Genomic DNA, 14402 nt, shown 5'->3' on the forward strand with positions numbered 1-14402 from the left:
AACCATTGAAGCGGAAACGGGAAAGTGAGAACACAGAGAAAAAAAGCCGGCCAACCGGGCGGCCGCACGTGCGGCACAGCCCGGTTGCCGGCCCCGCGCGGTTACATCATCTTGCCGCGCGAACGTTCGGCACGCGCCGCATCGGCCGCCGATTCCACCTTCTTCACTTCCTCCGGCGGCGGCAGCACGGCCTTGAAGCCCATCGACTCGATCCACATCTCGCGCGCCCAGCCGCGGGTGTGATACAGGTGATGGTCCTCGTCGGCCTCGACCTCGTCGTGCGCGGCCTTCAGCGCCTTCGCCGCGTCGCTGTCACGCAACTGGTCAGCCGCATAGCCGATCAGCTCCCAATTCAGGTGATCCTTGGTTTCGGCGAGCACCACGCATTCGGCCGCGACGACCTGCGCGACCGCTGGATCGGCCTGCTTCTTCGCCTGCTCGATCACCTGGACCAGCGACTTGCCGGTCGCCGCCACCGCGGCACGCCCCGGCGACTGCGTGTCCGGATCGAGACCGAGCGTTTCGAACAGCTTGCGCAGCACCTCCTGGTGATGCATCGTCTCGCGGTGGTACTTCTCCCATTCCTTGTGCAGGTCCGCGTCGGTCGCGCACTTGATCGCGGCCTCGTAGATCTTCGCCCCGCCAAGCTCGGTCTCGTATGCCTGACAGAGCAGTTCGAGGATGCCTTCGTGCTTCGATTGCCGTTGGGCCATGACTGCTTCTCCGAAAATGCGGGCCGCCCACGCGGCCCTGGGGTTGAACCGGGCGCGCGTTACTGCGCGCCCACCTTGCGTTGGAGCGCCTCCGCCATGCTCAGGTGATGCTTGAGCGTCGGCAGCGTGGCTTTCGCGAATGCGCGCAGCTGCGCGTCCTTGCCGTCGCGCGCCTCGCCTTCGAACAGCGCGACCGCCTTGCGGTGCGCGTCGGGGCCGGCCGCCGCGACATACGCGGTGTCGAAGTCGTGGCCGCTCTTGCCGCGCAGCGCCTCGACGTCCGGATCCGAGATCTGCTCGACCTGCGGCTTCATGCCCTTGCGCGCGGCGATCTGGGTGAGCTTCGCGTTCGCCTTGCTGTGATCGGCCACCATGCGTTTCGCGAATGCGCGCACGTCGGCCGACTGCGCCTGCTTCAACGCGAGCTGGCTCGCCTGCACCTCGGCCTTGCCGGCCATCGCGGCCTTGTCGATGAATTCCGCGTCGCCGCCCTGCGGCGCCTTCGCCATGCCGGCGTCGCCCGTGGCGGCGCCCGACGACGGGTTGATCACGCCGCCCGGCACATGCGAATTCGATGCGGGCGGCTCGCTCGGCATCTGTGCGTGCGCGAGTCCCGACACGGCGAGCACGCCCGCGGCGAGCGCCGCGATCGTCCAGTTGGGTTGCTTCATGCGCTTTCTCCTTGTGTGGGGGGAGCCGTCAGCCGCCGACGATCGAGCCGCCGTTCGGATGCAATGTCTGTCCGGTCATGTAGCTCGCGCCTTCCGATGCGAGCAGCACGTAGCAGCCGATCAGCTCGTCGGGCTGCCCCGGCCGCTTCAGCGGCACGTTCGAGCCGAACTTCGCGACTTCGTCGGCGCTGAAGGTCGACGGGATCAGCGGCGTCCAGATCGGCCCCGGCGCGACGGCGTTCACGCGAATGTCGCGCTCGGCCAATTCGATCGATAGCGAACGCGTGAACGCGACGATCGCGCCCTTGGTCGCCGAGTAGTCGAGCAGCTTCGGGCTGCCGTGATACGCGGTGACCGACGCGGTGTTGACGATGCGTCCACCGGGCTTCATGTGCTGAAGCGCCGCCTGCGTGCAGAAGATCATCCCGTACACGTTGGTGCGGAACGTGCGCTCGAGCTGTTCCTCCGTCACGTCCTCGATACCGGGTTGCGGATGCTGTTCGCCCGCGTTGTTCACGAGCACGTCGAGCCGGCCGAGCTTTTCGACGGTGCGCGCCACGGCGTCGCGCGCCTGGCGGCGCTCGCCGATGTCGCAGGCGATCGCCTCGCAGCGCCGGCCCGCCTGCTCGATCAGTTGCTTGGTATGCGCGGCATCGTCCGATTCGTTCAGGTAGACGATCGCGACGTCCGCGCCCTCCTTCGCGAAACCGATCGCGACCGCGCGGCCGATGCCGCTGTCGCCGCCGGTCACGAGCGCGACCTTGCCGGCCAGCTTGCCGCTGCCGACGTAATCGGCCGCTTCGTCGCGCGGCTTCGGATGCATGTCCCGCTCGCTGCCCGGCTGCTGCGTCTGCTTCTGGGGCGGCGGGGTCTTTGCCGTGGTCATGGGTTCCTCCTTGAACGGGTGTCGGCGACACGTGTCGCAATCGGCGTGCCACGTCCGGCACGCCGGCCCGGGCAGGGTGACAGGGCCCGAGCGTCACACCGCATTGCAAGCACGTGCAGAAACGACCTGCTCAATGCGGCGCGCCCTGCGTGGTGCCGTCCGGCCGGCGCACCGGATCGAAGTCGCGCCACTGGCCGTCCTGCCAGTCGCCTTCGACGCGCTCGATCGATTGCGCGCCGGTCGCGCGCAGCACGTCTTCGGCGGCGGCGGCGGTCGTCGCCGTCACGCGCGCGGCCAGGATCACGCCGGTTTCGGTGTGCGCGAGCGTGCCCTTGCCTTCGGCCTGCTGGCCGCGCATCCGGCCGAGCGCGCCGCCGAACGCGCCGAGATACGCGCCGGCGAGTGCGCCCGCGGCCGGCACGAACCAGTAGTGCACGCCGATCGCATAGACGATCATCCCGACGACCGCGCCGATCGCCAGCCCGCGCAGCGCGCCGACCATCGCGCCGCGCCCGCCCGGCTTCGCGGCCGTATCGGCATACACGTCGCCGCCGATCGGAAAGCGCGCGTGCTGGCCGCCCGGGTTCAGGAAGAAGATCGACACGTCGTCCGGGCCGAACGCGCGCTCGTACAGGTGGCGCGCCCCACCTTCCGCTTCATCGAACGTCGTGAAGCGGCCTGCGACGATCATCGCCATGCTCATGCTCCTCCTCGTCACGGTGACGGTGTGGGTAACGGTGCTGGTGACGCGCCGTGCACGCGACGGCGCGCACGGCGTAACGCGGCAGCGCTCACATCAGCCGCCCGAGTTCCTTCGAGACCGACGCGGGCGTGCCGTATTCGCGATCGGGGATCTTTCGCAGCATGTCGAGCACGCCCGGATCCGCGTTCGAGCGTTCCGCGCACTCGACGATGTCCGACTTGCTCGCCGGATAGTCCATCCCCTTCAGCGCCTTCTGCACGTCGACGGGGCTGGGCGCCTTGCCGTGCCCCGTCTGATGGCCGCCCTTGTCGTGGTCCTGCTGCACCCGCTCGCCTTCGTGCGCGCGCGAGTGGCTGTACTCGTGGCCCGTATGTTGTCGGGATGACATGAAAACCTCCTTCAGATGAAATAACGGAAAGGCGCGCGATCAGGTCGGCGCGCGGCGCGCGCGCGCCAATGCGGCAACCGCCAGCGCCGCCGCGCCCAGCGCGATCGCGCCGGCCACCTTCGGCCGCTGCACCACCGCGTTGTACGCGCAGCCGCGCAGCACGTGGCCCTCCATCCCTTCGCGCTCGTGCAACACGTGGCGCGACTCGTACAGCGCGTTGTCGTCACGCGGGCGCGCCGGGCGCACCGTGCGCTGGCCGCGCGAGAACAGCGTGGCCGCGACGCGATCGAACAGCCGCGGCGCGTGGTACGCGCTGGCCGACGTAAACTTCGCGGCGCCGCCGACGAACAGCGTGCGGCGCGGATGCGCGGCCGCGTACAGGATCGCGTCGGCGACGAGCTCCGGGTCGTAGATCGGCGGCGGCAGCTTCGCCTCGACGTTCATGTAGTTCTTCGCGTGCATCACGAACATCGTGTCGATCGCGGCCGGCTTGATCAGCGTGACGGACACCGGCAGGTGATCCGACTCCAGCTCGAGCCGCAGCGAATCGGTGAAGCCCTTCACCGCGTGCTTCGATGCGGTGTACGCGCTTTGCAGCGGCAGCGGCGCGTCGGATGCCTCGCTGCCCATGTTGATGATCGCGCCGCCGTGGAAATCGTTCTTGCGGCGGAAATGATCCGAAGCGACGAGCGAGCCATGCACGACGCCCCAGTAGTTGGTGTCGAACAGCCGGCGCTGATCCTCGAGCGGCACCGCGGCCGCCGTGCCGAAGATCGACACGCCCGCGTTGTTGACCCACGTGTCGAAGCCGCCATAGGTATCGGCCGCCTTCGCGGCCGCGCGCTGCAGATCCTCGACATTGCCGACGTCGCCGGCGACCGGCACCGCGAGGCCGCCATGCTGGCGAATTTCCTCGCACAGCGTGTTCAGCGCGTCCTCGTTGCGCGCGAACAGCACCAGCTTCGCCCCGCGCCGTGCCGCCTTGCGCGCGGTGACGAGGCCGATGCCGCTGGTGGCGCCCGTGATCACGATCGTCTGCTCGCCGACCGGTTTGAGCATGCACTTCATCAGTGGACTCCTTTCACGGGGCCGCGGTTATTTCGGGCGGATGGTCAACTGGTCGCGCACGTCCTGCACGCCCTCGATCTGCTTGACGACACTCACCGCCTGCGTGCGCTGCTGTTCGTCCGGCACGCTGCCGGTGAGCATCACGATGCCGTGACGCGTCTTCACGTGAATGTCGCCGGCCGACAGGCCGCTCGTGCCGACCAGTTCGGCCTTGGCCTTGGTCGTGATGGTCGCGTCGCGGATCTTCGCGCCGGTGCTCGTATGCGTCGACGACGACATGGATGACGATGCGCCGTCGTCGCCGGCGGCGAACACGTTCGGCGCGACGGCCGTGCACGCGACGGCCGCGGCGATCGCGACCGCCATGCCGAGGCGCGTCGCGGGACGACGGCGAAAGCGCGGTGCGCGGGCTTGCAGCGGGAATACCTTCATCGTGACCTCCTTTCGTGGGGCCGGCATGGCCGGCGGGTATCGACACGGCGCAAATCGCGTGCCGCGCGCTGTCCGCCGGATGGGCGTGCGACACGCCGATCAGACGCCCTTTCATCCAACGCGTTGTAATTTTTTCGGCGCACCGATGGGGGGTTTCGCCCGCAAAACCCCGGGCATGCCGATTGCCGAATCGGGACGCAACGGGGCCCGTCGGGCGCGGCCTCGACCACCGGAGCAACACCATGCAGAGAATTGCGTTGATCAGTGAACATGCGTCGCCGCTGGGGGTGATCGGCGGCGTGGATGCGGGCGGACAGAACATCTACGTCGCGAACGTCGCGAAGCAACTGGCCGAGCGCGGCCTCGACGTCGATGTCTACACGCGTTGCGACAATGCGCACCTGCCCGAAGTCGTGGAGATCGGCCCGCGCATGCGCGTGATCCACGTGCCGGCCGGCCCGCCGGTCGACGTGCCGAAGGAGCGGCTGCTGCCGTACATGGGGGCATTCGCCGACTACATGATCGCGCGCATGCGGCGCGAAGCCGATCCTGTCGACGTGATGCACGCGAACTTCTTCATGTCGGGCGAGGCCGCGCTGCGTGTGAAGAAGCGCCTCGGCATTCCGCTCGTCACGACGTTCCATGCGCTCGGGCGCGTGCGGCGGTTGCATCAGGGCGCGGCCGACGGCTTTCCCGATGAACGCTTCGCGATCGAGGACACACTCGCGCGCCGCTCCGACCGGTTGATCGCCGAATGCCCGCAGGACGCGCTGGATCTGACGACCCACTATCACGCGGACGCCGCGCGCATCGAGATCGTGCCGTGCGGGTTCGATGCGCGCGAATTCCGGCCGGTGCCGCGCGCCGACGCGCGCGCGCAGCTCGGCTGGCCGCAGCACGCGTTCGTCGTGCTGCAGCTCGGGCGGCTCGTGCCGCGCAAGGGGATCGACACCGTGATCGACGCGCTGGCGCGCATGCCGCGCGACCCGCAGCGCCCGACGCGGCTCTATATCGTCGGCGGAAGCCACGCGACGCCCGATCCGGCCCGCGATCCGGAACTCGCGCGGCTCGCCGCACTCGCGCACGACACCGGCATCGCGGAGCGTGTGATCTTCGTCGGCCGGCGCGAGCGCGACGTGCTGCACCTGTACTACAGCGCGGCCGACGTGTTCGTGACGACGCCGTGGTACGAGCCGTTCGGCATCACGCCGGTCGAGGCGATGGCCTGCGCGGCGCCGGTGATCGGCAGCGACGTCGGCGGCATCCGCACCACGGTGGACGACGGCGTGACCGGCTACCTGGTGCCGCCGCGCGATCCGGCCGCGCTCGCCCAGCGGCTCGTGCAACTGCGCGCGCGCCCCGACCTGTGCGACGCGCTCGGCCGCGCCGGCTATCTGCGCGCGCACCGCTTCTATACGTGGCGCGGCGTGGCCGATCGCCTCGTCGACATCTACCGCGACGTCGCGCATCCGCAGCGCGCCGGCACCGCGGCCAGCAGCCGGCGCACCCCCGTCGCCGCCACGCCGGCCGTACTCGCGAACCGCAAGGAGAATGCATGATGAAGGGCTATGATCGCAAACGCGTACTCGTCACCGGCGGCGCCGGCTTTCTCGGTTCGCATCTGTGCGAACGCCTCGTGACGTCCGGGCACGACGTGCTGTGCGTCGACAATTTCTATACGGGGACGAAGGACAACATCGCGCACCTGCTCGACGCGCCGAACTTCGAGCTGATGCGCCACGACGTGACGTTTCCGCTGTACGTCGAGGTCGACGAGATCTACAACCTCGCGTGCCCCGCGTCGCCGGTGCACTACCAGCGCGACCCGGTGCAGACGACCAAGACCAGCGTGCACGGCGCGATCAACCTGCTCGGCCTCGCGAAGCGCGTGAAGGCGCGCATCCTGCAGGCGTCGACCAGCGAGGTGTACGGCGACCCCGACGTGCACCCGCAGGACGAGCACTACTGCGGCCGCGTCAACCCGATCGGCGTGCGCGCGTGCTACGACGAAGGCAAGCGCTGCGCGGAAACGCTGTTCATGGACTATCACCGGCAGTACGGCGTCGACGTGCGGATCGCGCGCATCTTCAATACGTACGGGCCGCGCATGCATCCGGCCGACGGGCGCGTCGTGTCGAACTTCATCACGCAGGCGCTGGCCGGCGAGCCGCTGACCGTCTACGGCGACGGCAGGCAGACGCGCTCGTTCTGCTATGTCGACGACATGGTCGACGCGCTGATCCGTCTGATGAACGAGCCCGGCGACGCGTGCGAACCGGTGAACCTCGGCAGCGACGACGAGATCGCGATGATCGATATCGCGCGCGAGGTCGTGAGGATCGTCGGCGCGACGGTCCCAATCGAGTTCCGCCCGCTGCCGTCCGACGATCCGCGCCAGCGGCGGCCCGATCTCGAGGTCGCGCACCGGCGCCTCGGCTGGCGCGCGACGACGCCGCTCGCGACCGGGCTCGCGCATACCGCGCGGTATTTCATCCATCGGCAGGCGATGCATCACGAGCCGGGCGACCTGGTGCGCAGCACGCAGATCGCGTCGCACATGCTCGCGCAGATCAGCACGCAGAACCGGCCGGCGGCGGCGACCTGAGGATCGATACGATGAGTTGAACCGACGTTACCGCTCGCGCTGCGTCACGTCCGCGATCTTGTGCGCCAGTTCCCGCACGTCGACCGGCTTGCACAGAAAGCCGTCGAACCCCGCTTCGAGCGCGCGCCGCTCGTCGGCGGGGCCCGCGTGCGCCGTGACGGCCAGCACGCGCAGGTCGCGCGGCGTCGCGCCGTGCGCATGGCCGTGCCGCAACGCGTCGAGCAGCCAGAAGCCGTCGCCGTCGGGCATCGCGAGATCGGACAGCACGACGGTTGGCTGAATGTTGGCGACCACCGCGAGCGCTTCGCGGCCCGACGACGCGATCGACACCGCCGCGCCGAGCGTCGTCAGCGCGGCCGTCAGGCTCGCGCGCGTGGTCGCGTCGTCGTCGACGATCAGGATGCGCTGCGCATCGAGCATCAGCCGGTCGCGCCGGCCATCGGCCTGCGCGATGCCCCACGCCATCGCGCCGGTCGGCTGCCAGCCGGCTGGCAGCGTCACCGTGAAGGTCGCGCCGCGATTGCGGCCCGCGCTTTCGACCCGCACCTGGCCGCCGTGCAGCCCGGCGATGTGGCGCACGATCGACAGGCCGAGCCCGAGCCCGCGCCGCGGCGACGCGGGCGAATCGTCCGCGCGGCGGAACATGTCGAATACATGGGGAATGAACGCGGGCGGAATGCCCTGCCCGGTGTCCGCGACGACCAGCACCGCGTGCGCGTCGTCACGCGACAGCGTGACCGTCACCGCGCCACCGCCCGGCGTGAATTTCAGCGCGTTCGACACGAGGTTCGCGAGCATCTGCCGCAGGCGTTCCGCGTCGCCCGACACCACGCACGCGCTCGCCGCACACTCGAATTCGAGCACGATGCCGGCCGACGACGCGGCCGTCTGGAACGCACCGACCGTATCGGAGAAGAGCCGCACCACGTCGACCGGCATCGGATCGATCCGCAACTTGCCGGTCGCGAGCGACGACGCATCGAGGATGTCGCCCACCATGCGCGTCAGCGAACGCGCGCTGCGGTCGATCGCATCGATCGCCTGCTGCTCGAGCGCATCGTCGCGCGTATTGCGCAGCACCTCGATCCAGCCGTAGATCACGTTCAGCGGCGTGCGCAGTTCGTGCGACACGGTCGCAAGCAATTCGTCCTTCAGACGATTCGACGTATCGGCCCGGTCGCGCGCGTCGCGTGCGCCTTGCAACGAGCGTTGCGTGCGCAAGTCGCGCCGGCGCTGCGCGCCCGTTTCGCGCAGCGTCAGCGACAGCGCGACGCAGTTGCGCGCGTCGCCGCGCACCGGGCCCGCGGACACCGTTGCGCGAAAACGCCGGCCGTCGCGGCGCACGCACAGCAATTCGAGCGGGCCGACCGCTTCGCGCATCGCGTCGAACGAATCGGCGAGCGGGTTGCGCCGCAGCCAGCGCATCGCGACCAGCGTTTCGAGCGGGCGCCCGCGCGCGTCGGCTTCGTCATACCCGAAGATCCGCTGCGCGGCCGGGTTCCAGCTGACGATGCGGCCCTCGCGGTCGATCCCGACGATCGCGTCCGGCGACGCATCGACCACCGCGCGCTGCAGGCGCGACACCTCCGCCAACGCGCGCTCCGTGCCCGCATCGCGCAGCAACAGCACCGCGCCGTCGAGGCTGCCGTGCGCGTCGACGATCGGCGACGCGGCCTCGACGATCGGTACCGGCGGGCTGCCGTCGGCGCCGTGCAGCCAGTGCCGGTCGGACAGCGCATGCGCGCCGGCGAGCGCGCGCTCGAGCGGCGTCGGCTGCACGGGCCGGTCGTCGCGGTCGAACACGTGCAGCACGTCGCGCACAGGGCGGCCCGTCGCATCCTCGAGCGCGCCGCCGGCCAGCGCGATCGCCGCCGCGTTCACGTAGGTTATGCGGCCTTGCGCATCGGTCGCGATCACGCCGTCCGGCAACGCCTGCAGCACGGCGTCGAGCTGCCGCCGCGCGGCGGCCTCGTTCTGGTATGCCAGACGGTTCGTGACCCGCGCGTGCCGCAGCCTCGCCGCGATCGCACACACCAGCACGCCGACCAGCATGAAGATGCCGAGCCGCACGAGGCGGTCGGGCAGCGGCCCGGTATACGCGGATGCATCGGACAGGAACAGCGTCCAGACCAGCAGCCCGCTGAGCACGGTCGACAGGATTCCGAACAGGAACGACGTCGCCCACGCGGCGCCGGCGAGCAACGGGTAATACAGGATCAGCGGCAGGTTCACGCCGCCAAAACGGATCGCCAGCGTTTGCAGCACGGTCGCGGTCGCGACGAGCATTACGGCGGTTGCGTAATTTCCGGCTTGGGGCCGTGCAATTTCACTCATCGGACACGCTCCTGCCGGAAGCTCGACGGCACCCGGCAACGGGCGAACACATGGGCATGCCGCATGCTTGTTCGCATGCCCGCCGGCCGGCTCCGTCCGCTCGGCCGTTCGCACTCGATATCAGGGAGACTTTGACAAACATGACCGCTCCGACACGCTGGCTCGTCATCTCGCCGCATCTCGACGATGCCGTCTTCAGTTGCGGGCAGTTGCTCGCGCAGGCGCCGGGCTCGGTAGTCGTCACGGTCTTCGCCGGGATTCCCGCGCGCGGATCGGACGCGCCGCCGTGGGATCGCCGGGCCGGCTTTCGCACCGCCGACGAAGCGGTGCGCAGCCGCCGCGACGAAGACCGCCGTGCGCTCGCGATGCTGGGCGCGCAGCCGGTATGGCTCGACTTCCTCGACGATCAGTACGGCACGCGGGCCGCATCGACGGCGATCGCCGCGCGCCTCGCCGACACGATCGACGCCCACCCGGGCTTCGGCGTGCTCGCGCCGGCCGGCCTGTTTCACCGCGATCACATCCAGGTGCAGCAGGCCGTGCTGACGCTGCTGCGCGAGAACAGCCGCGCGGGCGACGCGGCGCGCGTCTGGCGCTTCTACGAGGATGTGCCGTATCGGCGGATCGACGGCTTGATGGCGAAGCGCGTGATCGACTGGCGCGAGCACGGCTGGATCGGTCACCCGGTCGGGCCGCCAGTCGGCAACCGCACCGACGGCGCGGCAGCGAAGGCCGCCGCCGTGGACGCGTATGCGAGCCAGATTGCGCTGTTCGAGCCTCATATGCGCGCCGATCTCCGTGAACCCGAAACGTACTGGCGGCTCGAATGCGACAACGTGTCCGCGTAACGCCGCCGCGGGTCGCGCTGCCGCCGCGCGAAGCGCGCGTGACCGCGGTCGTGCTGACCTACCGGCGCGCCGATGAACTCGCGCGCACGCTCGCGCGGCTGTCCGACTTGCCGGACCGGCCCGCGATCGTCGTCGTCGACAACGGCTCGGACGACGATACCGCCGCGCTCGTGCGCAACCGCTTCCCGCACGTGGCGCTCGTGCATGCGCCGGCCAATCTCGGCGCGGCCGGCCGCAATCTCGGCGTGGCCGTCGCGCGCACGCGCCACGTCGCGTTCTGCGACGACGACACGTGGTGGGCGCCCGGCTCGCTCGCCGAAGCCGCGAACCTGCTCGATGCGTATCCGCACGTCGCGGCCGTCACCGCGCGCGTGCTGGTCGGCCCGGAACAGCGCGAAGACCCGACCTGCCGGCTGATGGCCGACAGCCCGATCGAGGCGAACGTCGCGCTGCCGGGGCGCCCGATCCTCGGGTTGCTGGCCGGCGCGACCGCATTCCGGCGCGACGCGTTCATGAAGGCAGGCGGCTATCATCCGCGCTACTTCCTCGGCGGCGAGGAAGCGCTGCTCGCGCTCGACTTGTATCGCGCAGGCGCGTGGCTCGTGTATGCACCGCACCTGACGGTTCATCATTACCCTTCGAAGCAGCGCGACGTGCACGCGCGCGCGAGCGTGTCGACCCGCAACGCGGTATGGACCGCATGGCTGCGATGGCCGGCCGGCGCCGCGCTCGCGCATACGCTGCGCATGCTGCCGCGCCTGTGGCGGGACCGCGGCATCACGCATGCGCTCGCCGGGCTGCCGTGGATCCTGCGCGAGCGGCATGCGATTCCGCCGGAGGTCGAGCGCATGCGCCGCCGCGTGGACGACGCCGAGCGCCGCCGCACACGCGCACGCGCATGAGCGCAGCGCGCGGCGCATCAGGAGTCCGGCTTTTCCGTTTCGTCTTCCAGTTGCGCGAGCCGGTTGTAAATCGTTTTCAGGCTGACGTCGAGCACTTCGGCGGCCTGCGCCTTCACGCCGCCGCATTGCGCGATCGTGCCGAGGATGAGCTTGCGGTCGACTTCCTCGAGCGGCGTGCCGAACGGCACCGTCACGCGATCTTCGTGCGACTCGACCATGCTCGACAGTTCGTCCATGATCGGCGGCGGCAGCGTGTCGATCACGTCGGCGTCGCTGAAGATGCTCGCGCGCTGCACGAAGTTGCGCAGCTCGCGCACGTTGCCGGGCCACGCGTACGACTTCAATGCCTCGCGCGCGGCCGGCGCGAAGCGCAGGTTGCGGCCGCTTTCCTCGTTGTAGCGTTGCAGGAACGCGTCGGCGAGCATCGGGATGTCGTCGCCGCGCTCCCTGAGCGACGGCAGCGGGATCGGAAACACGTTGATCCGGTGATACAGGTCGGGCCGCAGCTTGCCGTCCGCCATCGCGGCTTCCGGATCGCGGTTGGTCGCGGCGACAATGCGCACGTCGACGTCGATCTCGCGCGTCGAGCCGAGCCGTGTGAGCCGCCCGGTTTCGAGCACGCGCAGCAGCTTGACCTGCGATTCGACCGGCATCTCGGTGATTTCATCCAGGAACAGCGTGCCGCCGTCCGCGCGCTCGAAGAAGCCCTTGTGCTGCCGCTCCGCGCCGGTGAAGCTGCCGCGGTCGTGGCCGAACATTTCGCTCTCCACCAGGTTCGCGGCGATCGCGCCGCAGTTCACCGCGAGGAACGGGCCACGGCGGCGCAGGCTCAGGTCGTGCACGGTTTGCGCGGCCAGCTCCTTGCCGGTGCCCGATTCGCCGGTGAGCAGCACCGACGCTTCGGTGCGCGCGACGCGGCCGATCGCGTCGTAGACGGCCTGCATCGCCGGCGAGCTGCCGAGCATCCGGCCGAAGCGGCCGAGGCGCTGCAGCTCGGAGCGCAGCTCGGCGATTTCCTCATGCAGCGCGGTGGTGCGCGGCACGCGCGCGAAGATGCTGTTCAGCCGCTGCATGTTGAGCGGCTTCACCAGATAGTCGGACGCGCCGCGCCGCAACGCGTCGATTGCGGTTTCGAGACTCGCGTGACCGGTGGTCAGCACCATTTCGCAATGCCCGCGCTTGGGCAATGCGTCGAACAGATCCATTCCGTTGCCGTCTGGCAGCACCAGGTCGCACAGCACCAGATCGGGGGTATTCGTCGAGACGAGCGTGCGCGCTTCTTCGAGCGTCGCGGCCGTGTCGCATGCAAGCTGCTGCGACTGCGCAAGGGCCGCGAGCATCGCGCGCGTATCGGCGTCGTCTTCGACAATCAGGACATAAGGCATCGAAGCTCCTTGTGATGCGGCCGGCTCGAACATCGGCCGAAACCGCGGCGGGCATGCGATGCGGGGTACGACGCCGGGGCTCCGGCAAGACGATCGCACCGCATACGAACAAGCAGACAAGTTGTCCTGCCATGACAAACGACTGTTTAGCAGTATAGAAGAGGCGTGTGATGCATTCGCCGCTCATCGAATAAATCTATCCGCCGGCGCCGATCGCATTGCCAGATTCAATCTGCGGGCGCACGTATAAGCGGTATGCTTTCTACGTGAAAAGCGGCGTATACCACGTCATTTTTTCACCTTGTCTCGGCGGCTTCGGTCAAAACTTCCCAATGCGATAACAACACCCATGTCGAAATCCGACGATGACGGCACGCGGCTGTTCGGCCGTTCGCGAACCATCCAGGACTTGCTGCTGAAAATTTCGCGCGTCGCCGCGACGCGCGTGAGTGTGCTCGTGGTCGGCGAAAGCGGTGCCGGCAAGGACATCGTCGCGCGGCTGATCCACGACATGAGCCCGCGGCGGCGCGGCCCGTTCGTGCCCGTCAATTGCGGTGCGATTCCGAAAGACATCGCAGAGTCCCATTTGTTCGGACATGAAAAAGGCAGCTTCACCGGCGCGGTTGCACAACATGTGGGCATGTTCGAAGCCGCGCGCGGCGGCACGCTGTTTCTCGACGAAATCGCGGAAATGCCCGCGGAATTGCAGGTGAAACTACTGCGCACGCTCGAATCGAACACGATCGTGCGGGTTGGCGGCCACGAAGCGATTCCGCTCGACGTGCGGATCGTCGCGGCCACCCATCACGATCCGGTCGAGGCCGTGCGCAGCGGCCGGCTGCGCGAGGATCTGTTCTACCGGATCGCGACGATCGCGCTGCACGTACCCGCGCTGCGACAGCGCGAGGACGACGTCGGCGACATCGCGCTGCAGATCGTCGAGCGGCTGAACGCGCGGCACCGCACGCGCAAGCGCCTGTCGATGCAGGCGATGAAGGCGCTGCGCGCATACACGTGGCCGGGCAACGTGCGCGAGTTGCGCAACGCGCTGGAGCGTGCGTTCATCCTCGCGGACGACCAGATCGAACTGCAGCTTCCGCGCCGCCTGCCGCCGCGCGAGGAAGTGCGTCACAACGCGATGACGCTGCATATCGGCACGACGCTCGCGCATACGCAGCAGCGCTTCATCGTCGCGTCGCTGCGTCACTTCAACGGCGACAAGCCGCGCACCGCGAAGGCGCTCGGCATCAGCCTGAAGACGCTGTACAACCGCCTCGCGCTGCTGCCCGAACACGAGCGCAACGCGACGAACGGCACCGGCGCGTCGACGTCGGGCGCGAGTAGCGCCAATGGCACCAGCGGCAGCAGCACCAGCAGCGCCGCGAGCGTGCCCTCGCCGGCGAGCCCGTCGAGCGCCTAAGCGCACCCGCTTCAACGGCTGCATCGCGTCGATCACGGCCCCGCTCA

At 69.1% G+C, this 14402-nt stretch carries 14 protein-coding genes; 5 read left to right on the forward strand and 9 right to left on the reverse strand.

What is annotated here, in order from left to right; genetic code table 11:
* Positions 1-101 precede the first annotated feature (101 nt).
* The 7 genes from BAMB_RS28090 to BAMB_RS28120 all read right to left on the reverse strand — a co-directional run bounded on the left by BAMB_RS28090 (position 102) and on the right by BAMB_RS28120 (position 4861).
* Positions 102-713: a DUF892 family protein gene (locus BAMB_RS28090; protein ID WP_011660535.1), complete on the reverse strand. Its 612-nt coding sequence runs from the start codon at positions 711-713 to the stop codon at positions 102-104.
* 59 nt (positions 714-772) lie between these two features.
* The gene (locus BAMB_RS28095) at positions 773-1384 is read right to left on the reverse strand and encodes a DUF4142 domain-containing protein (protein WP_011660536.1); all 612 of its coding nucleotides are present in this window, start codon (positions 1382-1384) and stop codon (positions 773-775) included.
* Between the two features lie 28 nt (positions 1385-1412).
* Entirely contained in the window at positions 1413-2270 is an 858-nt protein-coding gene (locus BAMB_RS28100) for an SDR family oxidoreductase (RefSeq protein ID WP_011660537.1), read from the reverse strand.
* 130 nt (positions 2271-2400) lie between these two features.
* Positions 2401-2967 (reverse strand): hypothetical protein, encoded by a 567-nt coding sequence (locus BAMB_RS28105; RefSeq protein WP_012372689.1) that lies wholly within the window; start codon positions 2965-2967, stop codon positions 2401-2403.
* A 94-nt stretch (positions 2968-3061) separates the two neighbouring features.
* Positions 3062-3361 (reverse strand): DUF2795 domain-containing protein, encoded by a 300-nt coding sequence (locus BAMB_RS28110; protein ID WP_011660539.1) that lies wholly within the window; start codon positions 3359-3361, stop codon positions 3062-3064.
* A gap of 39 nt (positions 3362-3400) precedes the next feature.
* A complete protein-coding gene (locus BAMB_RS28115; RefSeq protein WP_011660540.1) occupies positions 3401-4429 on the reverse strand; it encodes an SDR family oxidoreductase in 1029 nt (342 codons plus the stop codon).
* A 27-nt stretch (positions 4430-4456) separates the two neighbouring features.
* On the reverse strand, positions 4457-4861 hold the full coding sequence (locus tag BAMB_RS28120) for a BON domain-containing protein (protein ID WP_011660541.1): 405 nt from the start codon (positions 4859-4861) through the stop codon (positions 4457-4459).
* A 242-nt stretch (positions 4862-5103) separates the two neighbouring features.
* Between BAMB_RS28120 and BAMB_RS28125 the strand changes: the two genes are divergently transcribed.
* Positions 5104-6420 (forward strand): glycosyltransferase family 4 protein, encoded by a 1317-nt coding sequence (locus BAMB_RS28125; RefSeq protein ID WP_011660542.1) that lies wholly within the window; start codon positions 5104-5106, stop codon positions 6418-6420.
* The gene (locus BAMB_RS28130) at positions 6420-7466 is read left to right on the forward strand and encodes a UDP-glucuronic acid decarboxylase family protein (protein ID WP_041491851.1); all 1047 of its coding nucleotides are present in this window, start codon (positions 6420-6422) and stop codon (positions 7464-7466) included. The genes BAMB_RS28125 and BAMB_RS28130 overlap by 1 nt, the downstream gene beginning before the upstream one ends.
* A gap of 27 nt (positions 7467-7493) precedes the next feature.
* Here the strand turns inward: BAMB_RS28130 and BAMB_RS28135 are convergent, their stop codons facing one another.
* Positions 7494-9800, reverse strand: a complete 2307-nt coding sequence (locus BAMB_RS28135; protein ID WP_011660544.1) for a hybrid sensor histidine kinase/response regulator — start codon at positions 9798-9800, stop codon at positions 7494-7496.
* 140 nt (positions 9801-9940) lie between these two features.
* On the opposite strand from BAMB_RS28135, the gene BAMB_RS28140 reads away from it, so the two are divergent.
* A complete protein-coding gene (locus BAMB_RS28140) occupies positions 9941-10648 on the forward strand; it encodes a PIG-L deacetylase family protein (protein ID WP_011660545.1) in 708 nt (235 codons plus the stop codon).
* Positions 10627-11550, forward strand: coding sequence for a glycosyltransferase family 2 protein (locus BAMB_RS28145; RefSeq protein WP_011660546.1), 924 nt, complete (start codon positions 10627-10629; stop codon positions 11548-11550). The genes BAMB_RS28140 and BAMB_RS28145 overlap by 22 nt, the downstream gene beginning before the upstream one ends.
* A 17-nt stretch (positions 11551-11567) precedes the next feature.
* Here the strand turns inward: BAMB_RS28145 and BAMB_RS28150 are convergent, their stop codons facing one another.
* Positions 11568-12935 (reverse strand): sigma-54-dependent transcriptional regulator, encoded by a 1368-nt coding sequence (locus tag BAMB_RS28150; RefSeq protein ID WP_011660547.1) that lies wholly within the window; start codon positions 12933-12935, stop codon positions 11568-11570.
* 349 nt (positions 12936-13284) lie between these two features.
* Between BAMB_RS28150 and BAMB_RS28155 the strand changes: the two genes are divergently transcribed.
* A complete protein-coding gene (locus BAMB_RS28155; protein ID WP_011660548.1) occupies positions 13285-14355 on the forward strand; it encodes a sigma-54 interaction domain-containing protein in 1071 nt (356 codons plus the stop codon).
* Positions 14356-14402 lie beyond the last annotated feature (47 nt).

The sequence above is a fragment of the Burkholderia ambifaria AMMD genome (assembly GCF_000203915.1).
Taxonomy (GTDB): domain Bacteria; phylum Pseudomonadota; class Gammaproteobacteria; order Burkholderiales; family Burkholderiaceae; genus Burkholderia; species Burkholderia ambifaria.

Coding starts and splice junctions, on each gene's coding strand:
- BAMB_RS28155 (WP_011660548.1), top strand. CDS start 13,285: ATGTCGAAATCCGACGATGACGGCACGCGGCTGTTCGGCCGTTCGCGA.
- BAMB_RS28135 (WP_011660544.1), bottom strand. CDS start 9,800: ATGAGTGAAATTGCACGGCCCCAAGCCGGAAATTACGCAACCGCCGTA.
- BAMB_RS28145 (WP_011660546.1), top strand. CDS start 10,627: ATGCGACAACGTGTCCGCGTAACGCCGCCGCGGGTCGCGCTGCCGCCG.
- BAMB_RS28090 (WP_011660535.1), bottom strand. CDS start 713: ATGGCCCAACGGCAATCGAAGCACGAAGGCATCCTCGAACTGCTCTGT.
- BAMB_RS28110 (WP_011660539.1), bottom strand. CDS start 3,361: ATGTCATCCCGACAACATACGGGCCACGAGTACAGCCACTCGCGCGCG.
- BAMB_RS28130 (WP_041491851.1), top strand. CDS start 6,420: ATGAAGGGCTATGATCGCAAACGCGTACTCGTCACCGGCGGCGCCGGC.
- BAMB_RS28105 (WP_012372689.1), bottom strand. CDS start 2,967: ATGGCGATGATCGTCGCAGGCCGCTTCACGACGTTCGATGAAGCGGAA.
- BAMB_RS28140 (WP_011660545.1), top strand. CDS start 9,941: ATGACCGCTCCGACACGCTGGCTCGTCATCTCGCCGCATCTCGACGAT.
- BAMB_RS28150 (WP_011660547.1), bottom strand. CDS start 12,935: ATGCCTTATGTCCTGATTGTCGAAGACGACGCCGATACGCGCGCGATG.
- BAMB_RS28120 (WP_011660541.1), bottom strand. CDS start 4,861: ATGAAGGTATTCCCGCTGCAAGCCCGCGCACCGCGCTTTCGCCGTCGT.
- BAMB_RS28100 (WP_011660537.1), bottom strand. CDS start 2,270: ATGACCACGGCAAAGACCCCGCCGCCCCAGAAGCAGACGCAGCAGCCG.
- BAMB_RS28115 (WP_011660540.1), bottom strand. CDS start 4,429: ATGAAGTGCATGCTCAAACCGGTCGGCGAGCAGACGATCGTGATCACG.
- BAMB_RS28095 (WP_011660536.1), bottom strand. CDS start 1,384: ATGAAGCAACCCAACTGGACGATCGCGGCGCTCGCCGCGGGCGTGCTC.
- BAMB_RS28125 (WP_011660542.1), top strand. CDS start 5,104: ATGCAGAGAATTGCGTTGATCAGTGAACATGCGTCGCCGCTGGGGGTG.